Origin of the sequence: Acinetobacter halobius (assembly GCF_044130335.1) — a bacterium.
Taxonomy (GTDB): domain Bacteria; phylum Pseudomonadota; class Gammaproteobacteria; order Pseudomonadales; family Moraxellaceae; genus Acinetobacter.
Window position 1 is genome coordinate 12,198 of record NZ_JBIQOD010000015.1, and the last position, 23,362, is coordinate 35,559.

Annotated in this window: 22 protein-coding genes; 17 read left to right on the forward strand and 5 right to left on the reverse strand. The window is 42.3% G+C overall.

The annotated features are described in order from the left end of the window. Positions 1-233 precede the first annotated feature (233 nt). The 6 genes from ACE01U_RS12755 (at position 234) to ACE01U_RS12780 (ending at position 8,978) form a co-directional block, all read left to right on the forward strand. The gene (locus ACE01U_RS12755) at positions 234-1,814 is read left to right on the forward strand and encodes a TerC family protein (protein ID WP_395579633.1); all 1,581 of its coding nucleotides are present in this window, start codon (positions 234-236) and stop codon (positions 1,812-1,814) included. Between the two features lie 71 nt (positions 1,815-1,885). Next, positions 1,886-2,353 (forward strand): YchJ family protein, encoded by a 468-nt coding sequence (locus tag ACE01U_RS12760; protein WP_086209797.1) that lies wholly within the window; start codon positions 1,886-1,888, stop codon positions 2,351-2,353. A 59-nt stretch (positions 2,354-2,412) separates the two neighbouring features. Beyond that, positions 2,413-3,057: a trimeric intracellular cation channel family protein gene (locus tag ACE01U_RS12765; protein WP_086209796.1), complete on the forward strand. Its 645-nt coding sequence runs from the start codon at positions 2,413-2,415 to the stop codon at positions 3,055-3,057. Positions 3,058-3,161: 104 nt separating this feature from the next. Further along, on the forward strand, positions 3,162-4,481 hold the full coding sequence (gene niaP / locus ACE01U_RS12770) for a niacin transporter NiaP (RefSeq protein WP_395579634.1): 1,320 nt from the start codon (positions 3,162-3,164) through the stop codon (positions 4,479-4,481). Between the two features lie 448 nt (positions 4,482-4,929). Beyond that, a complete protein-coding gene (parC, locus tag ACE01U_RS12775; RefSeq protein WP_395579635.1) occupies positions 4,930-7,149 on the forward strand; it encodes a DNA topoisomerase IV subunit A in 2,220 nt (739 codons plus the stop codon). Positions 7,150-7,298: 149 nt separating this feature from the next. Next, complete coding sequence (locus ACE01U_RS12780) at positions 7,299-8,978, forward strand: AMP-binding protein (RefSeq protein ID WP_086209793.1); 1,680 nt, start codon at positions 7,299-7,301, stop codon at positions 8,976-8,978. Positions 8,979-9,030: 52 nt separating this feature from the next. On the opposite strand, the gene ACE01U_RS12785 is transcribed toward ACE01U_RS12780, so the two are convergent. Further along, positions 9,031-9,411, reverse strand: coding sequence for a hypothetical protein (locus ACE01U_RS12785; RefSeq protein WP_395579636.1), 381 nt, complete (start codon positions 9,409-9,411; stop codon positions 9,031-9,033). Between the two features lie 106 nt (positions 9,412-9,517). On the opposite strand from ACE01U_RS12785, the gene ACE01U_RS12790 reads away from it, so the two are divergent. Both ACE01U_RS12790 and ppa read left to right on the forward strand, forming a co-directional pair. Further along, positions 9,518-9,922: an MAPEG family protein gene (locus ACE01U_RS12790; protein ID WP_110974824.1), complete on the forward strand. Its 405-nt coding sequence runs from the start codon at positions 9,518-9,520 to the stop codon at positions 9,920-9,922. Between the two features lie 117 nt (positions 9,923-10,039). After that, entirely contained in the window at positions 10,040-10,564 is a 525-nt protein-coding gene (gene ppa, locus ACE01U_RS12795; protein WP_004692877.1) for an inorganic diphosphatase, read from the forward strand. A 102-nt stretch (positions 10,565-10,666) separates the two neighbouring features. On the opposite strand, the gene ACE01U_RS12800 is transcribed toward ppa, so the two are convergent. After that, positions 10,667-11,959, reverse strand: a complete 1,293-nt coding sequence (locus ACE01U_RS12800) for an OprD family outer membrane porin (protein WP_395579637.1) — start codon at positions 11,957-11,959, stop codon at positions 10,667-10,669. Between the two features lie 456 nt (positions 11,960-12,415). On the opposite strand from ACE01U_RS12800, the gene ACE01U_RS12805 reads away from it, so the two are divergent. Both ACE01U_RS12805 and ACE01U_RS12810 read left to right on the forward strand, forming a co-directional pair. Continuing rightward, entirely contained in the window at positions 12,416-13,186 is a 771-nt protein-coding gene (locus tag ACE01U_RS12805) for a TorF family putative porin (RefSeq protein ID WP_395579638.1), read from the forward strand. 347 nt (positions 13,187-13,533) lie between these two features. Next, positions 13,534-14,304 carry a TorF family putative porin gene (locus ACE01U_RS12810; RefSeq protein ID WP_110974822.1) on the forward strand — a complete coding sequence of 257 codons (771 nt, stop codon included), beginning with the start codon at positions 13,534-13,536 and terminating at the stop codon, positions 14,302-14,304. 70 nt (positions 14,305-14,374) lie between these two features. Here the strand turns inward: ACE01U_RS12810 and ACE01U_RS12815 are convergent, their stop codons facing one another. Both ACE01U_RS12815 and ACE01U_RS12820 read right to left on the reverse strand, forming a co-directional pair. Then, a complete protein-coding gene (locus ACE01U_RS12815; protein ID WP_395579639.1) occupies positions 14,375-15,862 on the reverse strand; it encodes a YifB family Mg chelatase-like AAA ATPase in 1,488 nt (495 codons plus the stop codon). Between the two features lie 64 nt (positions 15,863-15,926). Next, complete coding sequence (locus ACE01U_RS12820) at positions 15,927-16,154, reverse strand: accessory factor UbiK family protein (protein ID WP_119064890.1); 228 nt, start codon at positions 16,152-16,154, stop codon at positions 15,927-15,929. Between the two features lie 274 nt (positions 16,155-16,428). On the opposite strand from ACE01U_RS12820, the gene glnK reads away from it, so the two are divergent. The 7 genes from glnK to ACE01U_RS12855 all read left to right on the forward strand — a co-directional run bounded on the left by glnK (position 16,429) and on the right by ACE01U_RS12855 (position 22,624). Further along, a complete protein-coding gene (glnK, locus tag ACE01U_RS12825) occupies positions 16,429-16,767 on the forward strand; it encodes a P-II family nitrogen regulator (protein WP_004281042.1) in 339 nt (112 codons plus the stop codon). 59 nt (positions 16,768-16,826) lie between these two features. Beyond that, complete coding sequence (locus tag ACE01U_RS12830; RefSeq protein ID WP_086209786.1) at positions 16,827-18,230, forward strand: ammonium transporter; 1,404 nt, start codon at positions 16,827-16,829, stop codon at positions 18,228-18,230. Positions 18,231-18,381: 151 nt separating this feature from the next. Then, the gene (gene nrdR / locus ACE01U_RS12835; protein ID WP_086209785.1) at positions 18,382-18,840 is read left to right on the forward strand and encodes a transcriptional regulator NrdR; all 459 of its coding nucleotides are present in this window, start codon (positions 18,382-18,384) and stop codon (positions 18,838-18,840) included. A 14-nt stretch (positions 18,841-18,854) separates the two neighbouring features. Next, the gene (ribD, locus tag ACE01U_RS12840; protein WP_395579640.1) at positions 18,855-19,958 is read left to right on the forward strand and encodes a bifunctional diaminohydroxyphosphoribosylaminopyrimidine deaminase/5-amino-6-(5-phosphoribosylamino)uracil reductase RibD; all 1,104 of its coding nucleotides are present in this window, start codon (positions 18,855-18,857) and stop codon (positions 19,956-19,958) included. Further along, the gene (locus tag ACE01U_RS12845) at positions 19,955-21,247 is read left to right on the forward strand and encodes a DNA adenine methylase (protein WP_086209783.1); all 1,293 of its coding nucleotides are present in this window, start codon (positions 19,955-19,957) and stop codon (positions 21,245-21,247) included. The genes ribD and ACE01U_RS12845 overlap by 4 nt, the downstream gene beginning before the upstream one ends. A gap of 23 nt (positions 21,248-21,270) precedes the next feature. Beyond that, the gene (locus tag ACE01U_RS12850) at positions 21,271-21,930 is read left to right on the forward strand and encodes a riboflavin synthase (RefSeq protein WP_151706536.1); all 660 of its coding nucleotides are present in this window, start codon (positions 21,271-21,273) and stop codon (positions 21,928-21,930) included. 145 nt (positions 21,931-22,075) lie between these two features. After that, positions 22,076-22,624 (forward strand): VTT domain-containing protein, encoded by a 549-nt coding sequence (locus ACE01U_RS12855; protein ID WP_086209781.1) that lies wholly within the window; start codon positions 22,076-22,078, stop codon positions 22,622-22,624. A 72-nt stretch (positions 22,625-22,696) separates the two neighbouring features. Here ACE01U_RS12855 and blhA read toward each other — a convergent pair whose 3' ends face one another. Then, on the reverse strand, positions 22,697-23,335 hold the full coding sequence (gene blhA / locus ACE01U_RS12860; protein ID WP_395579641.1) for a cell division protein BlhA: 639 nt from the start codon (positions 23,333-23,335) through the stop codon (positions 22,697-22,699). Positions 23,336-23,362: the final 27 nt, after the last annotated feature.

Sequence of the window (23,362 nt, forward strand, 5' to 3'; positions counted from 1 at the left end):
AATTTGTTAAATCTCTAAAAAAACGACATTTTTAAAAAAGATGAATTTTATGTAGATCTTGCCTATACTGAGCTCTTGTTTCACAACACAAGAACGAACATGGGTAGTGGTAGTTGTCACTCAAGACATCTTCAGTTTTCCGAAAATAATTTACAGCGAGCAGTGCTGAATCTTCATTTTTATTCGCCTAATCATTATGCGCGTTATACATTCCTTCGACGGGGGCAGATCACATGATATTTGAATGGATGTCTGATCCTTCTGCATGGGTGGGCTTACTCACCTTGGTGGTGCTGGAAATTGTGCTCGGGATTGATAACCTCGTTTTTATTGCGATTTTGGCAGAAAAACTTCCTCCTGAACAACGTAATACAGCCCGTATCGTTGGTCTGATGTTAGCGCTGCTCATGCGCTTGGTTTTACTCGCGTCTATCGCTTGGGTGGTGACGCTGACTGAACCATTGTTCCATATCTTCGACCATCCATTCTCAGGGCGTGATCTGATTTTGCTGTTTGGTGGGGTGTTCTTGCTGTTTAAAGGGACGATGGAGTTACATGAACGCATCGACGCCAAAGTGATCCAAAAAGAAGAAAATCCTGCCAACGCCGTATTTTGGATGGTGATTGTCCAAATTGTGGTTTTGGATGCGGTATTTTCTTTAGACTCAGTGATTACTGCAGTCGGTATGGTCAAGCACCTGTCTGTAATGATGATTGCGGTGATTATCGCCGTGGGCATTATGCTGTGGGCATCCAAGGCCTTGATGGAATTCGTCAACAAACATCCGACCGTGGTGATTTTGTGTCTTGGTTTCCTGATGATGATCGGTTTCTCTTTGATTGTAGAGGGCTTTGGTTTCCATATTCCAAAAGGTTACCTCTATGCAGCCATTGGTTTCTCGGTGATTGTTGAATTTATCAACCAAACCATGCGCCGTAATCAAGAAAAAATGGTCACCACCACAGACCTTCGCTATAAAACTGCGTCTGCGGTACTGCGGATGTTGGGCGGTAAAAGTAGTGATCATGCTTCTGAGCCTGAAGATGTGTTGGCAACTCGCGCTTATGCGGATGAAGTATTTGATCCTGAAAATGGAGTCTATCACAGTGTTCTAGTACAAGGGGTGTTGGGTTTGTCTGAGCGTCCTGTGAAGTCCGTGATGACACCACGTCCAGAGTTGGAATGGATTGATTTAGAGGATGATGAAGCCTCGATCAAATCACAATTGCTCAGTATTACACACTCACGTTTAATCGTAGCACGGGGCGAGCTAGACAACATTGCAGGTGTGGTATTGACCCATAAAGTTTTAAACGAATATATCGAAACGGGTGTCCTCGATTTTTATAAACATTTACGTGAACCTGTGATTGTGCATGAAAATGCGCAAGTCCTGATGGTGATGGAGCAACTGCGTCAAGCCCCACTACAAATGGCTTTGGTCTTGAACGAGTACGGCTCGATTGAAGGGATTGCCACCCCGATTGATGTGCTAGAGGCAATTGCAGGGGAGTTCCCTGATGAAGATGCCGAAGACAATGTGGCTGAAAGTTTAGAAGATGGTAGCTTGATGCTCGATGGCTCAACCGATATTCGTCATGTGTCGTTATTGTTGGATCGTGATTTGGTCGATGAGTCCGATCAGTACTCAACCTTGTCAGGCTATATCCTCTTTCATTTAGGTCGTTTACCTGAAAATGGCTCTAGCCTTGTAGCAGATGGTTGCATTTTTGAAGTGGTGACGATGGATGGGCACAAAATTGAAAAAGTGCATGTAATTCCACAGTCAGATCTGCACAAAGAATCATCTTAAAACCCGTCCTCAAACTGGGGTGAACAGGTTAAAATAGCTCGCAATGTCGAGCTATTTTTTTATGGAAAATCATGAGCCATATTGAGTGTCCGTGTGGGCAAGGAGAATATGTACAGTGCTGTCAGCCTTTGCATTTGGGACAAAGTCATGCGCAGACAGCTGTCCAATTGATGCGCTCACGCTATAGTGCTTTTGCCAAACAACAAATTGATTACATTGTGCAAACCACAGCGTTGGGGCAGCAACAAGCTCTCGATATTGTAGCAATAGCGGAGTGGAGTCGAAGCAACCAATGGTTAAAGTTAGACGTCGTAAACGCCAATGAGAAACTCGATAAAAACCACGCCATGGTCGAGTTTAAAGCGCATTATCATGATGGAAAATCGGCACAGATACATCATGAAATTTCACATTTTGTGAAACATGCTGAGGCATGGTATTTTTTAGATCCGACCACTGAAATGCAAATCACCATGAAACAAGCGTGCATTTGCGGTTCAGGGAAAAAATTTAAACAATGTTGTGCACAATTTTTATAATTTTCAGAAAATTTGGCTTAGAATAGCGCGCATCAATTAGCCTACATGGAATCCAGGCGATGTTACTCACTGTTATTTATATTATAGCGATCACGGCAGAGGCGATGACTGGTGCACTGTCAGCGGGTCGGCGTAGTATGGATTGGTTTGGTGTGGTGATTATTGCCTGTGTCACAGCACTGGGCGGTGGTTCTGTTCGTGATGTGTTATTGGGACATTATCCGCTGACCTGGGTCAAGCATCCTGAATATTTGATGCTGACGTGTTTTGCCGCTTTTATGACGATTTTGATTGCCAAGTGGATGCGTCATTTACGCAATATTTTCTTGGTGCTCGATGCTCTGGGCCTGATCGGTTTTACCATCATCGGCTGTCAAATTGCCTTAGAAATGGGACATGGTTTTGTGGTGTCTGCGGTTGCTGGAGTCCTTACAGGAGTCTCAGGTGGTATCTTGCGTGATATTTTGTGTAATGACGTGCCTTTGGTGTTCCGCCGTGAACTGTATGCCAGTATTTCTTTTGTCGCAGTGATTTTCTATTGGGGCTGCATTCAACTCGGTTTGTCGCTTGAGCTGACCGTGATTTCGACTCTGATCTTTGGTTTTAGCTTACGTTTAATTGCAATTTACTTTGGTTTAGAAATGCCGAAATTCATTTATCAAGATGATGATGAACAGTCTGCTTCTTCCAAAGATGCTAGCTAAAACAAGGGATATCAAACTGTCCCTTGTCCCCAAAAAAAGCACATAATGATAAAGCCTGTTGAGAAAGCAGCCCGCTATCCTTTTTCCGCTTTAGAGGTCAAGCTATGGATTTAGTTTCCCGTATACAACGCTTACCGATCGGTAAATTCCACTACACCTTGTTATGGGTGATTGGCTTGGGCTGGATGTTCGATGCCATGGACACGGGGCTGATTTCTTTTATTTTGGCGAAAATGGCTGAAGACTGGCACATGAGCCCAACTGAGAAAGGTTGGGTCGTCTCAATAGGCTTTGTCGGAATGGCGATTGGTGCGGTGTGTTCAGGGGGCTTGGCCGACCGTATCGGACGTAAAACGGTTTTTGCTGCAACATTAGTGATTTATAGTTTGGCGACGGCAGCCTGTGCTTTTGCTCCCAACTTAACGTGGCTATTGCTGTTTCGTTTTATTGTGGGTCTTGGTTTAGGTGGACAGTTGCCAGTAGCAGTGACCTTGGTCAGTGAGTATATTCCTGCACAGGTACGTGGGCGTTTTATTGTTCTGCTAGAGAGTTTTTGGGGCTTAGGTTGGCTCTGTGCTGCCTTAGTGGCGTATTTTGTGATTCCAAAGTTTGGCTGGCACATGGCTTTTTTGATGGGCGGGATTCCTGCACTGTATGCCATTGTCATTTGGTTCAAAGTGCCTGAGTCAATTCCTTATCTTATCAACCGTGGTCGAATTGTAGAAGCGCACGCTTTGGTGCAGCAGATTGAACGTCAATGTGGCGTTGAAGTCGTTGAACATATCATTGTCAAACCTGTGGCAGAAAAAAAGAATGTGTCTTTTACTCAGCTTTGGTCGGGTGCATTTGCACGTAGAACCTTGATGTTATGGCTGATTTGGTTTGGCATTGTGTACTCTTATTATGGCATTTTTACGTGGTTGCCAAGTTTGCTGGTGAAGCAGGGGTATAGCATTGTTCAGTCTTTTGAATACGTACTGGTGATGATTTTGGCACAGCTTCCAGGCTATGTGGCCGCAGCATGGCTGGTCGAAAAACTTGGACGTAAAGCAACCTTAGCTGGTTTTATTAGCATGTGTGCAGTTTCGGCCTATTTCTTTGGTCAAGCTGACACTGTGAGCATGATCATGTTCTGGGGCTGTCTGATGTCATTCTTTAATCTCGGTGCATGGGGTGTTTTGTATACCTACACCCCAGAGCAATATCCAACCAATATTCGGGCTTTTGGTTCGGGCTGGGCATCGGCCATTGGTCGTATGGGCGGCATTGTCGCACCGATGGTGGTGACGCATATGATGGTCATGAGCAATGGTTTTAGTGCAATCTTTATAATGTTTACCGCAGTACTGCTTGCGGTGGCGGTGGTGATTTTGATTTTGGGTGAAGAAACCAAAGGTAAAACATTGGAAGAGATTGGTTTGTAAAACTGTACAGACTGATGATAGAGGGATGTGTTTTAGTCCCTTGATCTTCAGGAACAATCAAACCGCGTGCGCGAGCAGAATTGAAACTTTTCTGTTAACACAATATCTTTGAAATGTGGGACTCGCGGAGTATCAAATTCCGGTTAAAGACAGCTCGCATATCAAGTTGAAAGTGTGTGATTGGCTATGTGCTCGATCATCATATTCAATGTCATGACATAAGCGCAGAGGGTGTGTAGTTACTCTATTTCAATCCTAAATAAGAGCAAGATAGGAACTTTGAAATAATTAGTTGCTCATTTTAAAAAAAATGGATAATTTTACGACATTAGGAACGTCTAAAGACGCAATTTGTCGTAGTGGTGTACGCTTTCACTTGTATAGGCTGAGCCTGCGACATAGCATAAGAACTTAAACAAAAAACGATTAATTAGGATGACAGGTTGTTATGACAAGCCTTGCGCATCAAGCGACAGAAAACCGTTCCGTAGCAGAATTTACTGAACAAGCCTATCTCAATTACGCCATGTACGTGATCATGGATCGTGCCTTACCGCATATCAGCGATGGTTTAAAACCTGTACAACGCCGTATTGTGTATGCCATGAGTGAATTGGGGCTAAAACATAGCGGTAAACCCAAAAAATCTGCGCGTACCGTTGGTGATGTGCTCGGTAAGTATCACCCACATGGTGATTCCGCCTGCTATGAAGCGATGGTGCTGATGGCACAGCCTTTTAGTTATCGTTATCCGTTTATTGAAGGTCAAGGTAACTGGGGGTCGCCGGATGACCCGAAATCGTTCGCAGCGATGCGTTATACCGAAGCCAAATTATCTCAGTATAGTGAAGTGCTGTTGTCTGAGTTGGGACAGGGGACTTGTGACTGGCAGGACAACTTTGATGGTTCGATGAAAGAGCCAGTGACTTTACCTGCACGTATTCCGAATATTTTGTTAAACGGTACCACAGGTATTGCAGTAGGCATGGCTACGGACATTCCTCCACACAACCTGCGTGAAGTCGTAAAAGGCACCATTGCCTTAATTCGTAATCCAAATTTAAGCGATGACAAAGTTGCAGAATACATTCCTGCGCCAGATTTGCCGACCAAAGCTGAAATTATTACGCCACCTGAAGAGTTATTAAAAATACAAAGCACAGGTCGGGGCAGTTACCGTATGCGTTCGGTGTATAGCATCGAAAAAAATGAAATTGTGATCACGGACTTGCCTTATCAAGTTTCAGGCTCGAAGGTCATTTCGCAAATTGCAGATCAAATGCAGGCGAAAAAATTGCCTTTGGTGAGTGATGTACGTGATGAATCCGACCATCAAAACCCAACCCGCTTGGTGATTGTACTGCGCTCAAATCGGATTGATGCTGAAGCGGTGATGAGCCACCTTTTTGCAACAACCGATTTAGAGTCGAGCTATCGTGTCAATATGAACATGATTGGTGCGGATGGCCGTCCACAAGTGAAATCAATTCGTCGTATTTTGTTGGAATGGATTGAAATTCGAAAGGAAACGGTTACCCGTCGTTTGCAATATCACCTGAATAAAATTGAAAAGCGCTTACATATTTTGGGTGGTTTGATTATTGCCTATCTAAATATTGATGAAGTGATTCGTATTATTCGTGAAGAAGAGCATCCCAAAGCAGAGTTGATGTTACGTTTTAATATTGATGACATTCAGGCCGAAGCTATTTTAGAACTCAAGTTGCGTCATTTGGCCCGACTTGAAGAAATGGAAATGCGCCGTGAGCAAGAAGAGTTAGAAGCCAAAGCTGCATTGATTCGTGAACAATTGGCCAATCCTGAGTCTTTGAAAGCTTTGATTATCAATGAACTTAAAGATGACGCGAAAAAATTTGGTGATGACCGCCGTTCGCCAATCGTACATCGTGCAGAAGCGACAGCGATGAGTGAGCAGGACTTTATGCCTGCGGATCCTGTGACGGTGGTGTTGTCTGAAGCGGGATGGATTCGTTCGGCCAAAGGTCATGATGTAGACGTAGAGAACTTAAATTTCCGTGCCGGCGATCAATATCTCAGTCATGCGCAAGGAAAATCTAATCAGCGCGTGTATGTATTGGATGAGTCAGGGCGTAGTTATGCCCTAGCCATAGCGAGCCTACCGTCCGCACGGGGTCTGGGAGAACCGTTGAGTTCAAAATTATCGCCAGCCAGTGGTGTAGGTTTTAAGCAAATTTTTATTGCTGAAGATGAAGCTGAAGTTGTGGCTCTGAGCAGTAAAGGCTACGGTTTTAAAACACAGGCAAAACAGTTAGATACCAATGCAAAAGCGGGTAAAGCCTTCCTAACTTTACCTGAAAAAGCCACAGTCATGCCGTTGACTAGTGTTGATCAAGCCACCCATTTGGCGTTATTGACCTCAACGGGTCGTTTGTTGATTTTAGAGTTGTCAGAGTTGCCTATTTTAAATAAAGGTAAAGGTAATAAATTGATACAACTTGAAGAGAAAGATCAAATTGTATTCATGACAAGATTAACGCTAGATGAAATACTGCAAGTCGTTGCAGGACAGCAGCAATTAAAATTGAAGGGCGATGATTTAGAAAAATATGTGGGTAAACGGGCATCCAAAGGGCAGTTATTACCACGTGGTTATCAAAAAGCAAATAAACTGTTAGTTCAGAGATAAAACTAGCATCCATTGATCAAAATACGTTATATATGGTATGTATGCGGGAAATGGATGCAATATTAAGCAACACAAGTTAAATAAAGAGCGCTTAATATTGAGAACAACAGCTGAGAATTTAAGGATTACTGATAGGAGAATCGGGCGATATGGAAAAGATTTGGTTCGCAGAATACCAAAAAACGGGGATTCCAGAGACTGTAGAATTGCCACCAGAAAATACGTCATTGGTTGATGTATTTGAAAGAAATTTCCAAAAATTTGGCTCACGAGATGCCTTTATCTTTATGGATAAAGTATTGACTTTTAGTGAGTTAGAAGAGGCAAGTCGTAAATTTGCAACCTATTTGCAAAGTTTAGGTCTTGCAAAAGGTTCACGTGTCGCTGTGATGATGCCAAACGTTCTTCAGTATCCTATCGTTGCTTTGGGTGTCTTCCGTGCGGGCTTAGTACTGGTCAACGTCAACCCACTGTATACCGCGCGTGAGCTTGAACATCAGTTAAATGACTCAGGCTCAGAAGTTCTTGTTATTATTGAGAATTTCGCATCTGTTTACCAAACAATTAATGGTAAAACGCCTGTTAAACATGTCGTGATTGCCTCTGTAGGTGACATGTTGGGTGCATTAAAAGGCACACTGGTGAACTTTGTATTACGTTCAGTACGTAAGCAAATTCCAGCATGGAATATTCCAGGTCATATTCGCTTTAATGCTGCTATGTCTAAAGTCAGTGCAAGCAATTATAAGCGTCCGAACTTAACGTTAAGTGACACCGCAGTGCTTCAGTATACTGGCGGCACTACAGGGGTGTCTAAAGGTGCAGAACTGACGCATCGCAACCTTGTAGCGAACATGTTGCAATGTGATGGTATTTTCCAAAGTAAATTTGGCGCACAAGATGGTCAGCCCGATGACCGTATTTTCTGTGCCTTACCGCTTTATCACATTTTTGCGTTCATGGTTTGTGCGATGTACGGTATGTACAAAGGTCAAGCCAATGTTCTCATTCCAAACCCGCGTGATTTACCTGGGGTAATGAAAGAATTACGTAAGTATCAACCATCGTTCTTCCCAGCAGTGAATACTTTATTCAATGCTTTGGTGAACAACGAAGAGTTTAAACAACTTGACCACAGCAAATTAAAAATGGCAATGGGCGGTGGTATGGCGGTTCTTCCTTCTACCGCTGAAGCATGGAAGCGAATTACTGGAACCAACATTATCGAAGGTTATGGTCTATCTGAAACTTCGCCTGTTGCAACGGCAAATCCACCTGCATCTGAAGAATTCAGTGGCACAATTGGTATTCCATTGCCATTAACTGAAGTTGCGATTTTGGATGATGATGGCAACGAAGTTGTACTGGGTGAACAAGGTGAAATTTCAATCCGTGGTCCGCAGGTGATGCGTGGTTACTGGAACCGCCCAGATGAAACCGCTAAAGTGATGACTGAAGATGGTTTCTTCCGTACAGGTGATATCGGTGTGATGGATCCTCGTGGCTACATAAAAATTGTAGACCGTAAAAAAGACATGATTTTGGTATCAGGCTTCAACGTTTATCCTTCGGAAATTGAAGAAGTGGTTGCAAAACATCCTAAAGTCTTGGAAGTTGCAGCAATTGGTGTGCCAGATGAAAAATCAGGTGAAGTGCCAAAACTATTTGTGGTGAAAAAAGATCCATCTTTAACCACAGAAGAAGTTCTGGCATTTGCTAAAGAAAACTTAACAGGGTACAAACGCCCGCGTTATGTTGAATTTATGGATGAATTGCCAAAATCAAACGTAGGTAAAATCTTACGTAAAGATTTGCGTAAAACAGCATAAGTTGAGTCCTAAAAAAAGCGCCGAATGGCGCTTTTTTTTTCTATTTATATTTTTAGTTTTTCATTAGCCAACGGTCGATATAGGGACGGCCAATACCCAAAATACCGATGAAGGTCAACATGGTGCCACACTGGCGACTAAAGGCTGGGAATGCAAATGTGCCATAGCTAAGTACATTGTCGATGAAGCAATAGATAGTGACAGCAATCAGCCAATACCAAAGTGTTTGGTGTCTAATCCCAACCATCCAAAATGCGATAATCAGCATAATCAATGTACCGATTGTTGAGCCGATATTCATATTGGCACAAATAACCGTCAGTAGAAAAGCTGTGATGGGGAGAACAATTTTTAAAACACGATCCACTTGGCGTTGATGTTGACGCTGAATGTCGAGTACGTCGAACATTTCTTTTTGATCTGGGCTAGCCATAGTGGGTCTCATCGGGAAATTATAAAAACACTATAATTTAACCAAATTTATCTTTGGAATGCCATGCTATGATAGCCTTCGAAATGATCTTGATGAGAAAAAACCAATGCAAAGCATTAGCGGGATTATTTATCTCATTTTAGTTGCTTGTTTACTGCCATATGTATTTACCGTTATTGCTAAAAAGTCGGCAGGATTTCGTGCTAAAGATAACCAACACCCTCGCGAATTTCTAGCTAAAACCACAGGTCTAGCCGCGCGTGCCAATGCGGTACAGCAAAATAGCTTTGAAGGTCTACCTTTATTTATTGCTGCGATTTTAATGGCTGAATACATGGTAATTCCACAAGTGGTCACTATGACTTTTGGTATCGCTTATCTTGTTCTGCGTGTGTTGTATGGCATTTGCTATTTGGTCAATTGGGCAACGCTACGTACGATCATTTGGTTATTATCATTGCTTTGTCCGATTTGTTTATTGCTTTTGGTGATTAAGTTGACGACGGGTTAACGTATGAAACATACATATTTTCACCTAGTGAATGTATAATCGCCGAAATATTTTTTCTGAAAACCCGTTATAATCAATGTGGTTTTTAAAAGATTTAACTTGTTAAAGAGTGATGTTATGAGCTACAGCAATATCCCAGCGGGTAAAGATGCACCGAACGATATCTACGTGATCATCGAAATTCCTGCAAATGCAGCACCAATCAAATATGAAATTGATAAAGATTCGGATGCGCTTTTTGTAGATCGTTTCATGGGTACAGCAATGTTCTACCCTGCGAACTATGGTTATGTACCAAACACGTTGTCTGAAGATGGTGACCCATTAGACGTACTTGTTGTGACTCCTCATCCTGTAGAGCCAGGTTCTGTAATTCGTTGCCGTCCAGTAGGCAAACTGAATATGGAAGATGATGGTGGTATTGATGCGAAATTGATTGCAGTACCACACGACAAATTAACACCAATTTATAAAGATGTGAAAGAATATACAGACCTTCCACCTTTACTGATTCAACAAGTTGAGCACTTCTTTGCGCACTATAAAGACTTAGAGCCAGGGAAATGGGTTAAATTAACAGGTTGGGAAGGTTCTGAAGTTGCTAAGCAAGAAGTGCTTAAAGCAATCGAAGCAGCAAAATAATCCTGTCTGTGAAGCCTCAATTGAATCGTGTTTGATTGATGGCTTCAATAAAAAACCTGCACAATGTGCAGGTTTTTTATTAGACTAGCTTTTCCGTAGAAATTAGAAGAATTTCACAGGAATGTCTAACCAAATACGCCATTCGTTGGTGTCACCAAAGTAGTAATCTTTTGCGTAAGCATCGTCATTACGATAGTGAGAATAACGTAAACGTAAGCTTGCATCTTTAGCAAAACCAGATTGAACTGTATATTTCACTTGGTTAAAGAGTTCGCTTTCTTTCGCATTGTCATCAGTTGCTGTATCAATATCCCAACCATAAACATACGCAGTGGTCCAGCTGAGACCAGGCACACCGTAATTTGCAAAGTCTAGGCTATATTGAACTTGAACAGATTTTTCACCACGACCGTTAAAGTCAGAAAGGTATGAGTTTGGTAGATAGATACTTTGGAAACCGTCAGCATTTTCACCGTATGCATAGCCTGTGTTGCCCGTACTTTGTTGGTATGCAAGCATAACATTGTGTGCATCTTGGTTATATGTACCAGACAATGCCCAGATATTGTTGCTACGCTCAGATGAAGTAACAGGCAAAGTAGAAGAAGATACCTCTACACCCTTATCCCATTCAGTGTGGTAACCGCTGAAGTCATAGGTTAAAGAGCTGTTGTTTGCCAAAGCTTGCTTATAGTTGGCATTTACATAATGGCGTTCAAGAGCATTCTTGCTGTCTAAGCCAAAGTAAGATGCATTTAGGTCACCATTAAATTTATATTTCGCACCCCAAACGACAGCGCGGTCTAAATGGTTGCCATCACTGTTAATTTGTTCAGACATTTGATCTTTGGTAAATTTACCAGCAGTCAACTCAAGACCATTGATTTCACGGCTTGTTGCTAAGACCCCTTCAAAATATTCAGGTACTAAACGAGCAGTGTTGCTTGCGAGTACAGGTAGGTCGAGTACTTGAGTACCGTAACGCACTTCTGTGTTTGAGATGCGCGCTTTTACAATACCGCCACCACGTGTCCAGTAGTCATACGCATCTTTGGTACCATCAGCATTGTCTTGCGGATGGGTTGGGATCATTTGGTTAGCTGTATGACCATTTTTACCCAATTTAAATGATGTATCGCCAATAATGCCGACACCAAAGCCTACAAGACCTTGAGTATAACCAGACTCAATTTTAACCATCGCTGTTTGAGCCGCTGAACTTGTATCAGCTGCACCATTTTTCTTGTCACGGGTTAAGTAACCTGTACGGAATAAAACTGATCCTTCAGCGTCTTCTACGAAACCTTTAGATTCGCTTTGCTCACTTGCAAAAGCTGTTGATATAAGTGCAGTTTGAACTAAAACTGCTAATGCTAATTTTTTTGTGTTTTGCATTGGGGAGCGAACCTTATACAAATTGGATGGAAAGAGAGCAATAATTGTATAAGTAATCGCAGAAAAATTGTCATTTTTCTTTAATATATTCAACTAAAGTAATGCACTTTTTTGTAAGTGATATGTTCTAAATATTTTATTTTTAGTTAAAATACTCTGTTTTTTAAAATAACTCTTTATAAAACATTTAATTATTTTTCTTTTCTTAATTCTCTATTCTGATATAGATCGAAGAATATAATATATAGAGCGTCCAGTCGCTTTGCCTTTTAAACAAAGGCTTTGTTTGATTTTCATCCAATCAAATACTACAAAGATAGAAAATATAAAAATGAATGTGTAAGCATTTATGTTGTTCTTTTTCATATAAATTTTACCAATTATTAAAAAACCGTTTTAAAATTTATGCATAGCGAATCTTTGAAAGATTTTTTTAAGTTAAATTTGAGAGTTTAAATGCATAAAGATTCACATAAAGTTGCACTGTTTTTTGGTTTGATCTTTAGCAGTACGGTGACAATGGCGAGTGAGGAACAAAAAGAAAGTTCAAAAAATAAGGTCAGCGGAGGCCTTGCTGTGATGAGTCAGTATATCTATCGCGGTGGTGTTGAGAATGATAACCCAACTGTACAAGTGGGGCTTGAATATGCAGATGCCTCGGGGGTATATGTCGGGTATTGGGGGTCTACACTCAATTATGATGCAGCAGATGCCAGTAAGGATCACGGCTTTGAACACGACTTCTATATTGGCTATGCAGGAAGCTTGAGTCCTGATCTAAGCTATCGTTCACATATTGTCACTTATTTATATAATGATGGTGGCTCTGTTTCGAGTGAAGATGGCTCACAGCGCAGAAGCACTACAGGTGCAGAATGGGTGAGTAATCTTTCGTATCAAGATTTTGTTTTAGGTGTCAGCATAGCATTGGCTAATGTAAGTTATGCCAATGCAGGAGATACTTATTTAAATCTGACGCACCATTATATACTTCAACACGACATTAGCTTCAACAGCTCTTTAGGGGTATCGCTTTATCAGCATGGCAACGATGTGATGTTCTCCACTGAGCGACGCTTAACTTTAAATGAAATTCGACTAGGTTTGACTAAACCTATTGCAAATACAGGTTTTGAGCTGTCTGCTGATTATATTTATGGGGTATATGACCGAGCAGGAAATGATTTAGATCATCATGTAGTGTTAGGGTTAGCCTATAATTTCTAATATTTTCTGATTAAAAGTGCATCAGCTTATATCATGCTGGTGCACTTTTTTTATGCATTTAAAAAGAGCAAGTATAAAAGCTGGGTTCAAAATAGCGCATATTGTAAACAATTATGTTGAGCTAAATTAAATTACATAAATTAACAGCGAATGTTATTGGCCATAAAAGGCAGATGGTGTTTAATTTTTTTTATTCTTAATAAATTTTTATAAAACAAATAATTATTCTATTTTTTATGAGAGTGTAACTGGTTTTAATTTGAGTTTGGCATAGCTATTGCTAATTCCTACATGAGTTTATCGAAATAACCAAAAAAACGTCGGATACGATGTAGGGGAATTAAACAATGAAATTTGCACTTAAAGCATTATCTTTAGCTGTAGTGGCTTCAGCTTCTACATTCACTTTCGCAGATGACGAGCCAGCACTACCGTTTGGTTTCTCTTTTAGCGGAAGCGCTGCTGTAACAACCGACTATCGTTTCCGTGGTTTAACTCAAACCCAAAATGATCCAGCGGTACAAGCGGGCTTTACTTTGGCACATGAATCAGGCGTGTATTTGGGCCTTTGGGGTTCAAATGTTGATTTTGGTGAAGGTTCACCGAGCTTAGAACTCGATCCGTCAATTGGTTTTGCAACGACCTTAGAGAGTTTTGCTAGCAAGCCTGTACTTGATGTGGGCATGGTGTACTACAACTACCCAAGCGCAGATGATCTGAACTGGTTAGAGTTTTATGGCAAATTAACCTTTGCGAGTGTCTTTACTGAAGGTGATAGCTTACTCACCAATGTAAACTATACCAATGACTATGTTGCAGCAGATACAGACAGTTGGAACATCAATGCAGGCTATGCAATTCCATTTGGTTCAACAGGCTTTGGTGGTGTAGCGAATGTGGGTTATACCGTGGTGAGTGATGAAGATAAATATTCATTCAATGGTGATGATAACTATGTAGATTGGAAAGTGGGCGTGACCTATGCATTCAAATCTATCTCTGGTGCAACAGCAGAGTTAGCAGCAGTAGGTACCAATATTGATACCGATGATCTAGATCATGCTACAGCACGTGGTGTAGAAACAGGTGCAGTGTTTACCTTGACTAAAACTTTCTAAGTTTTAACCCCTTCAAAAACCCTCTAGTCCTAAGGACTAGAGGGTTTTTTTATATGAAGTTGGGTGATTCTTAGGCATTTTGCTGTCGGTAAGACAGCGCTTCGGTTAAATGTGTTGTTTGAATGTGCTCTGACTCAGCCAAGTCTGCAATGGTTCGAGCTACTCTTAAAATACGATGATAACCACGGGCAGATAAGTTCAGACGTTGCTGTGCTTTTTCAAAGATAAGAGCAGTTGGTGTATCTAGTAGAGCAAACTGTTCAAGTTGTTTGGGTGATAATGCCATGTTGAGACAGGTTTGGCGCTGGATTTGTCTTTCATAAGCTTGAATGACCCGCTCGCGAACGGTCGCTGAGTTTTCAACAACCTGTGTATCCTGTAGCTCTGAGGCATGCAATGGTGGCACATCAATATGCAAATCAATACGGTCTAATAATGGGCCTGAAATACGGTTTTGATAGCGTTTTATGGCTTCTGCTGAACATTGGCAACGACTATCTTGATTAAAAGCATAGCCACATGGGCAAGGGTTCATTGCTGCAATTAATTGAAAATTTGCAGGAAAGGTAATTTGCCGCGAAGCACGAGAAATCACAATTTCTTTGGACTCAATGGGTTGCCTTAGAACCTCCAAAACTTTTCGATCAAATTCAGGTAGTTCATCTAAAAACAGCACGCCTTTATGTGCCAATGTAATTTCACCGGGTTTGGGTTGCGACCCGCCACCGACTAAGGCAACAGCAGAAGCCGTGTGGTGCGGTGCGCGAAAGGGACGTTGCCCAAAAGGATGTTGATGATTAGCCACCGAGTAAATACTCGCCACTTCCAAATTCTCTTGCGTGTTTAAGGGCGGTAGAATACTGGCTAAACGTGATGCCAATAGGGTTTTTCCTGTCCCAGGAGGCCCCTTAAACAACAAGGAATGTCCACCTGCTGCCGCAATCTCTAAAGCACGTCTTGGACGTAGTTGGCCTTTAACATCCGCCAAATCAAATTTGTAATGCTGAGAGGTTTTTAGCGCCGCGGGCTGAAACTGTTGGATAAGATGGTTTTGCGACAGATGCGCACAGACTTGTTTTAAATGTTGCGCTGCAAACACTTGGAAGTTGGGCAATTGAGAGGCTTCTTGCGCATTGGCTTCAGGTAAAATCAGTTGATGCCCAGCTTGTTGGCAAGCTATCGCAATACTTAGAGTGCCCGAAATGGGTCGCAATTGCCCATCGAGTGCCAATTCACCAATAAATTCAAAATTTTCAGTCCCGTGTTCGGGGAGCTGACCAGAGGCAATTAAAATACCCAGTGCAATAGGTAAATCTAGTCGTGAACTGTCTTTGGGCAAGTCTGCGGGAGCAAGATTGATGGTGAGGCGTTTTGTCGGAAATTGATAAGCACTATTAATGATGGCAGAGCGGACTCGATCTTTACTTTCTCGAACGGCTGCTTCAGGAAGCCCCACAATGGTTAGAGAAGGAAGTCCTTGGCTGAGATGAACTTCAACTTCAACGGATGGTGCATATAATCCGAGCAAAGCTCGAGTGTGAATTTTGGCAAAAGACATATTTTGTTCCATTATAGTGCATTATTTTAATTCGTTAGTGTCTTCTGTTGCACCAAGCAGGTGCTTATTTTTTGTTCTGAATGCGTAGTTCTAATGCTTCAACCTGTGCAAGTAATTCAGTTAAGCGTAAATTTGCATTGTTTAGTGCAGTTCGTTGACGTTCAATTTCATCTTTTGAGACTAAATCCATTTTGGTGACTGCTTCGTTTAATAATGCTCGAAGATTGTGTTCTAAGTCTTTTTTAGGTTGGTCGACTTGTTCCAGTATGGCTTGTAATAAAGTTTCGATCATTTCTATATCCATGGGTTGGAGAAGTGACAGCAGTGTACCATTGCTGCTTCTGACTCTATAGCCTTTCAGATGAAATATGATTTCATGGATTGTAAAAAATTCTAAATCTTCGACTAAAAAACCTGAATTTTGAAGCTCAAAACGCATTTAAATGTATAGAATAGGGTATAAAGAAAACTCATGTCAGACTTTCTTTCTCCCCCAACCTAAGAATTTTTGGCATGAAATTTGAACATAAAACCTTACTGGTGAAATAAGCCGAAGGAAAACAAACATGAAGCTCGTAACTGCAATTGTAAAACCGTTTAAATTGGATGATGTGCGTGAAGCACTATCTGAAATTGGTGTTCAAGGGATCACCGTGACTGAAGTCAAAGGTTTTGGTCGTCAAAAAGGTCATACTGAACTTTATCGTGGTGCTGAATATGTCGTTGATTTCTTACCAAAAGTAAAAATTGAGATCGCAATCAGCGATGAAATGGTTGATGCGGTAATTGAATCAATCACTCGTGTGGCTAGTACTGGAAAAATTGGTGACGGTAAGATTTTCGTAACGAATTTAGAACAAGTCATCCGTATTCGTACAGGTGAGACAGGTGCTGATGCCGTTTAATTTGGCATGAAGTTTGCTGAGTAACACATAACTCGCACAAATTAGGTTGGGGGATACGAATGAAAAAGATGCTATTCGCGTTGGGTTTATCTAGCGCACTTTTAGGTGGCTCTGTTGCATGGGCTGAAGAAGCGGCAACAGCGCCAACTCCATCAGAACAAGTCACAGTGGTTGAAACAACGGATGTTGCTGCCCCAGCAGCACAAGCGGTAGAAGCCGTTACTGCCTCAGTAGAAGCGCCAGCACCTGCAGAAGAAGAACCAAAATTAGATACAGGTGATACAGCGTGGATTTTAGTTTCTACGGCACTCGTTTTACTGATGACTATTCCTGGTTTAGCGTTGTTCTACGGCGGTATGGTTCGTAAGAAAAACGTTTTAAGTACGATGGCGCATAGCTTTGTAGCTGCAGCTGTAGTAAGTATTGCATGGGTTGTAATTGGCTATACTTTAGCATTTGGTGAAGGCAATGCCTTTATCGGTGGTTTAGATAAGTTCATGTTGACAGGCATTACTACCGATGCGTTAACGGGGACAATTCCTGAGATTTTATTCGTCATTTTCCAAATGACCTTTGCCATCATCACGGTTGCAATTATCAGTGGTTCAATTGCTGAACGTATGAAATTCGGCGCATTTGTTGCATTCACTGCGATTTGGGTTGTGGTGGTCTACGCACCCATTACCCACTGGGTATGGGGTGGCGGTTGGTTAGGTCATGATGGTGCTCTAGACTTTGCAGGCGGTACGGTTGTTCATATTAACTCAGGTGTAGCGGGTCTAGTTGCAGCGTATATGCTCGGTAAGCGTATGGGCTTGGGTCGTGAATCAATGGCTCCGCACAATTTGGCTTTAACCGTGGTCGGTGCAAGCTTACTTTGGGTAGGTTGGTTTGGCTTTAACGGTGGTTCTGCATTGGGTGCAAACGGTTCTGCAGGTTATGCATTACTTGTGACTCAAGTGGCAGCGGCTGCAGCAGCAATTTCTTGGTTAATTACTGAAAAAGTTGCGCGTGGTAAAGGTTCTGTTTTAGGCGCTGCATCAGGTGCAGTTGCTGGTCTTGTGGTGATTACACCAGCAGCAGGTTTTGTCACTGTAGGTGGCGCGCTAGCTATGGGCCTTATTGGTGGTGTAGTGTGCTTCTGGGGCATTAGCGGATTGAAACGTATATTAAAAGCAGATGATTCTTTGGATGCCTTTGGTCTACATGGTGTGGGTGGTATCGTGGGTGCAATTTTAACGGCCTTCTTTGCTAGCGATTTCATCATGGGTGATAAAGCACCGACGGATATCATGCATCAACTTTGGGTTCAAGTTGAAGGCGTATTAGCAACAATTGCGTACTCAGCAGTATTAACTTTCATCATTTTAAAAGTGATTGACCTTGTGATTGGAATTCGTGTTGAATCTGATGATGAGCGCATGGGTCTAGACTTGAGCCAACATGGTGAACGTGTTGACTAAGCAATAGAATAATAAATAAACAGTATAATCAATATATTGTGTGAAACAGCCCGAAAGGGCTGTTTTTTTTCTATATCTAGCGTAAAACTCTACAAAACACAGAATTTTTGCTACACTTTAAATCCATTCAAATTTGTTCAATTTAACCACTATGCATTGTCCATTTTGCAACGCTGAAGACAGTAAAGTGATCGACTCCCGTTTGGCCGCTGAGGGTTGTCAAATTCGCCGTCGTCGAGAATGTATTGGTTGCGGTGAACGATTCACAACTTTTGAAAGTTATGAAGTGGTTATGCCTCGTGTGCTTAAGTCTGATGGAAAAAGTGAACCTTTTGATGAAGCAAAACTGCGTCGTTCCTTGATGCATGCTTTACAAAAGCGTCCAGTGACCCAAGAGCAGATTGAAACCGTTTTGAGTGATATTCAACTGCAAATTCGCCGTTTAGGTGAGCGCGATGTAAAGTCTCGCACCATTGGTGAAATTGTGATGCAGGCTTTATTTGCACTGGATCATGTTGCCTATGTGCGTTTTGCATCAGTCTATCAAGATTTCCAAGATGTGGATGCATTTCGTCATCAAATTGAACAAATGCAACAACGTGAACATTAATCGAGTTTTCATCCATGTCTGAATTACAGTCCAGTTCTTTACAAGCTGACCAAGCTTGGATGAAACAAGCGATTGCTTTAGCAATGCAAGGTCAATACAGCACTAAACCAAATCCAAATGTAGGCTGTGTCATTGTCAAAAATGGACAGTTACTAGGCACAGGTTATCATCCTAAAGCAGGTCAACCCCATGCAGAAGTTTTTGCCATGCGTGAAGCAGGCGAACAGACTCGGGGTGCAACCGCTTATGTGACCTTAGAGCCGTGCGCGCATTATGGGCGTACACCGCCATGTGCCAAAGGTTTGGTTGAGGCAGGGGTGGCACGTGTTGTGATTGCCTGTCCAGATCCCAATCCCTTAGTGGCAGGTAAAGGCGTTCAAATTTTAGAAGAAGCAGGTATTGAGGTTGAGGTTGGTAATTGCCAAGCCGAAGCGCATCAGTTGAATTCGGGTTTTTTAAAAGCGATGGCAACAGGCATGCCCTATGTGCGTTTAAAAGTTGCTTCTAGTTTAGATGGTCGAACGGCGATGGCGTCGGGTGAGTCAAAATGGATTACAGGCTCAGCAGCACGTTTAGATGTTCAGCATTTTCGTGCCATTTCTGGCGTCGTGATCACGGGGATTGAAACGATATTGGCCGATGATCCTCAACTCAATGTGAGAGAGCTTCAGGGTGTAGCTGATATTAATACTGTGATACAGCCAAAACGTCTGATCTTAGATCGTCAAGGACGTCTACCTTTGACTGCTCAGATCCTACAACAACCTGATACCGTGATGGTGATGGGGCCTTATCGTCAAGCATTAGCCGATTTAGGCGTGCTGCAGTTTGCTGTACAGCCTTTAGATCAGTTATTAAAGCAGTTGGTTCAATCACATCAGATTTATGATGTCATGGTTGAAGCAGGTGCAACGTTATCGACGGCTTTTTTACAAGAAAAGTTGGTTGATGAAATGATTAGTTATGTAGCACCGACCTTATTGGGTCAGTCTGCACGTGCAATGTTCAATGCTGAGTTTTCTCAGATGGCAGAGCAACTCCGCTTTAAGTTGCTGGATGTTACCCGATTGGGTGATGATGTGCGCTTAACGCTTATTCCATCTCAAGAGTCATTATGAGTTCAGAGTCTACGGTTTATCATAAACGTCGTCATGCGGCACGTACTACAGATGAATACCTATTTCATCAACTTGTTCCTTATTTGGGGAATAAGCGCCGTCTGTTGCATCTGATTTTAGAAGCACTTGAGAGTACTGGAACGTTAAACCGTACAGATGGTCGTGCGCCTATTTTTGCAGACTTCTTTGCAGGCTCAGGTGTGGTCTCACGTTTGGCACGCCAAAATGGTTATCGGGTGATTGCCAATGACTGGGAACCGTATAGCCATGCTCTGAATAATGCCGTGTTATCTTGCGTTGATGCACCTGCATTTAAAGAGTTGGGTGGCTATCAAAAAGCCATTGATTATTTAAATCGCCTGCCTGAAGTGAAAGGCTGGGTGACGCATAATCTGTGTCCGCGTAATGATGAAATTTATGATCCGAGCCGTGACCGTTTGTTCTTTAAGCGTCGCAACGGCATGCGTATTGATGCGATTCGTCAGCAAATTGCGACTTGGCAAGCACAGGGTGCTATTGATGATGTGGAAATGTCAGCACTGTTGGCGCCGCTACTGTACTCTGCCAGTTTTGTCAGCAATACTTCAGGCGTCTTTAAAAGCTTCCACCACGGTTGGGGGGGTAAAACTCAAACAGCGTTAGAGCGGATTGAGTCCTTGCTTTGGTTAACGCCGAGCCGTTTTTGTGAAGTGGGTGACCCAAAAAAACCTGCGGCGGAAATGTGGTGTGTCGATGCACAACATTTGGCCAATCAAATGAGTGGTTTTGAGGTCGATGTGGCGTATTTAGACCCACCTTATAACCAGCATGCCTACAGCAGTAATTATCATGTGTTGAATGCTTTAACGCTATGGGATCAGGTTGATTTACCAACACCCGATACCAAAGGCTTTAAAAGCGGGATCGACCGTGCATGGCGTAAAGAACGTCCGAGCCCATATAACTCTTCTAAGTATGCCAAAGAAGCTTATGAGAAGTTACTTTCGACCATCAATGCACGTTACATTTTAACCAGCTATTCAACCGATGGTAATATTGAAGCAGGTGATTTGCTCAAGGCGAATCTAGAGCGTGGGCGAGTGACTTTATTGACACAAGATGTACCTCGTTATCGCGTGAGTAAGCAACGCCAGTCGGAGCGCGCACGTGTGTTAGAGTTTATTGTGATCACCGATACCCATGCCAAGTCAGGGCCACCAATTCGACAGTTACTTGGGCAATTATACCATTATGCAGAATTGGGCGGGGTCGATACATCTGGAGTCACCACGCAGTTGGCACTGTGGTAAGAAGATTGAGGTAAAAATAAGTCATGTTTACAGGGATCATTGAAAGTCTAGGCACTGTTGAAAGCCTGCAAAATGTCGGTGGTGACGTGCGTTTACGCATTGGTACTGACCTCGATATGTCAGATGTACATTTAGGTGACTCGATTGCCACCAACGGTATTTGCCTCACGGTGATTGATTGGGGGGAGCATTGGTATGCTGCAGATGTTTCGCGTGAAAGTCTGAACCGAACCACACTGGGTGGTTGGAAAGTGGGGCAACGGGTCAATGTAGAAAAGGCGATGTTGCCAACCACACGCTTTGGTGGACACATTGTGTCAGGGCATGTCGATGCGGTGGGTGAAATTACCGTTGTACGTGAAGATGCACGCTCGCTGTATTTTGAAGTCACAGCACCGCCTGAAATTGCCCGTTATTTGGCAGAAAAGGGTTCGATTACAGTTGATGGCATTAGTTTGACCATTAACCATTTACGTGGGCATATTTTGAGTCTCAATTTAATTCCGCATACGGCGGAACGAACCAATATTGCAACGTGGAAGTCAGGCAGTAAAGTGAACCTTGAAGTAGATGTGTTAGCACGCTACATCGAACGCCTGATGATGGGTGATAAAGCAGCTGAAACTACCCCACAATCTAAAATTAGTTTAGACTTTTTGGCACAAAATGGTTTCTTGAAATAGAAAAATCGTTTAGATTGCAGCAAGAATAGACAAAAGATGAGCTCCCTATTTTGCCAAAATGAGGGAGTTTTTCTTTTGAAATGAATAGGTAAGCAATTGAGTATGATGAAAGATAGTACGCAGTTTATTGCACGGATACGTGACAATGATTGATTTTTTTCTCCATCTAGAACAATTATTGCCCGTACTGCTTGCAGAATACGGCCTTTGGATTTATGCGATTCTTTTTCTGATTATTTTTGCAGAAACGGGTTTCGTTTTTATGTTCTTTTTGCCTGGTGACAGTTTATTAATTGCCATTGGCGCACTGTGTTCAAGCTCAGATTTAATTCACATCCATACTATGGGTATTTTGATGATTATTGCTGCGGTATTGGGCTATAGTGTCAATTATTATACGGGCCAAAAACTAGGCTTCAAGTTTGCACATCAACATTCACGTTGGTTGAAACCTGAATATATGGTGAAAACCAATCAGTACTTCCTAAAGCATGGTGGTAAAACCATTTTAGTAGCACGTTTCATTCCTTTTGTCCGTTCGTTTGCTCCTTTTGCAGCAGGTGCAGGACATATGAGTTTGAGTAGTTTTATGTGGTACAACGTCACAGGTGGTTTGATTTGGATCACCAGTTTGTTGGCGATTGGTTATGGTGTAGGTAATACTTTATCGTTCATGGTTGGGGTGTTCGCTTAACGACTAACAATGGAGAGCGTGATGCAGACATATAAAGAAACTCACCGAAGTGAGTTTACATGAATGGGTCACTTATTCGGCAGTGTTGGATACCACCTCATCTGAGAAACTTGAGTTTTTCAGAATATAATCAATTTCTTCTTGTGCCGCAGCTTTCAGCTTGCTGCGGTAGGCGGTCACAGATTCCTCAATTAAGGTTTCCGCTTCAAGTTCCAAGCGTAAACGGACACTTTCAAGTTCAGATAAAATCTGTGCATCGTTAATGCTGAGCTTAGCTTTGGCATAATCCAGTGCGTGCTCAGGTGTTTTTTCATAGCGTGCAGTATAGTTTGAAATTTCCTGATCAACGCTTTGTCGCATGACATTCAACGCTTGCGTTTGCTCATTAAACTGACGAATTTCATCTTTTTTCAGGCTTTCAGCATAAGCTTCCTGTGCAGCACGTTTATCTGCCAGTGATTTTTCCAACGCTTCTTGCTTACGAATTCGCGCTTCTTCAATCAGCTGTGCTTTCAGGTCAGCATAGGCTTGCTCAATTTTTTGGGTAGAGACGGCTTGAGCGCGTTGGTCTTGTTCAATCCAACTGTGTAAACCTGTTTCAGGTTTGAGTACATCACAGACGCGACTCAGGTCATCAATAAAGGCCTGACGAACAGCATCAGGGACATTTAACCAGCGCTGTTTAAAATCTGGACCAACATTCAATGCCACTACGCATCTCCTTATGTCAACGGTGGA

Excerpts from the sequence above, each read along its gene's own strand:
- ACE01U_RS12765 (WP_086209796.1), top strand. The coding sequence starts at position 2,413 with ATGTTACTCACTGTTATTTATATTATAGCGATCACGGCAGAGGCGATG.
- ACE01U_RS12850 (WP_151706536.1), top strand. The coding sequence starts at position 21,271 with ATGTTTACAGGGATCATTGAAAGTCTAGGCACTGTTGAAAGCCTGCAA.
- ACE01U_RS12820 (WP_119064890.1), bottom strand. The coding sequence starts at position 16,154 with ATGATCGAAACTTTATTACAAGCCATACTGGAACAAGTCGACCAACCT.
- ACE01U_RS12855 (WP_086209781.1), top strand. The coding sequence starts at position 22,076 with ATGATTGATTTTTTTCTCCATCTAGAACAATTATTGCCCGTACTGCTT.
- nrdR (WP_086209785.1), top strand. The coding sequence starts at position 18,382 with ATGCATTGTCCATTTTGCAACGCTGAAGACAGTAAAGTGATCGACTCC.
- ACE01U_RS12830 (WP_086209786.1), top strand. The coding sequence starts at position 16,827 with ATGAAAAAGATGCTATTCGCGTTGGGTTTATCTAGCGCACTTTTAGGT.
- ACE01U_RS12785 (WP_395579636.1), bottom strand. The coding sequence starts at position 9,411 with ATGGCTAGCCCAGATCAAAAAGAAATGTTCGACGTACTCGACATTCAG.
- ACE01U_RS12815 (WP_395579639.1), bottom strand. The coding sequence starts at position 15,862 with ATGTCTTTTGCCAAAATTCACACTCGAGCTTTGCTCGGATTATATGCA.
- ribD (WP_395579640.1), top strand. The coding sequence starts at position 18,855 with ATGTCTGAATTACAGTCCAGTTCTTTACAAGCTGACCAAGCTTGGATG.
- ACE01U_RS12780 (WP_086209793.1), top strand. The coding sequence starts at position 7,299 with ATGGAAAAGATTTGGTTCGCAGAATACCAAAAAACGGGGATTCCAGAG.
- ACE01U_RS12760 (WP_086209797.1), top strand. The coding sequence starts at position 1,886 with ATGAGCCATATTGAGTGTCCGTGTGGGCAAGGAGAATATGTACAGTGC.
- ACE01U_RS12755 (WP_395579633.1), top strand. The coding sequence starts at position 234 with ATGATATTTGAATGGATGTCTGATCCTTCTGCATGGGTGGGCTTACTC.
- ACE01U_RS12810 (WP_110974822.1), top strand. The coding sequence starts at position 13,534 with ATGAAATTTGCACTTAAAGCATTATCTTTAGCTGTAGTGGCTTCAGCT.
- parC (WP_395579635.1), top strand. The coding sequence starts at position 4,930 with ATGACAAGCCTTGCGCATCAAGCGACAGAAAACCGTTCCGTAGCAGAA.
- ACE01U_RS12845 (WP_086209783.1), top strand. The coding sequence starts at position 19,955 with ATGAGTTCAGAGTCTACGGTTTATCATAAACGTCGTCATGCGGCACGT.
- ACE01U_RS12805 (WP_395579638.1), top strand. The coding sequence starts at position 12,416 with ATGCATAAAGATTCACATAAAGTTGCACTGTTTTTTGGTTTGATCTTT.
- ACE01U_RS12790 (WP_110974824.1), top strand. The coding sequence starts at position 9,518 with ATGCAAAGCATTAGCGGGATTATTTATCTCATTTTAGTTGCTTGTTTA.
- niaP (WP_395579634.1), top strand. The coding sequence starts at position 3,162 with ATGGATTTAGTTTCCCGTATACAACGCTTACCGATCGGTAAATTCCAC.
- ACE01U_RS12800 (WP_395579637.1), bottom strand. The coding sequence starts at position 11,959 with ATGCAAAACACAAAAAAATTAGCATTAGCAGTTTTAGTTCAAACTGCA.
- glnK (WP_004281042.1), top strand. The coding sequence starts at position 16,429 with ATGAAGCTCGTAACTGCAATTGTAAAACCGTTTAAATTGGATGATGTG.
- ppa (WP_004692877.1), top strand. The coding sequence starts at position 10,040 with ATGAGCTACAGCAATATCCCAGCGGGTAAAGATGCACCGAACGATATC.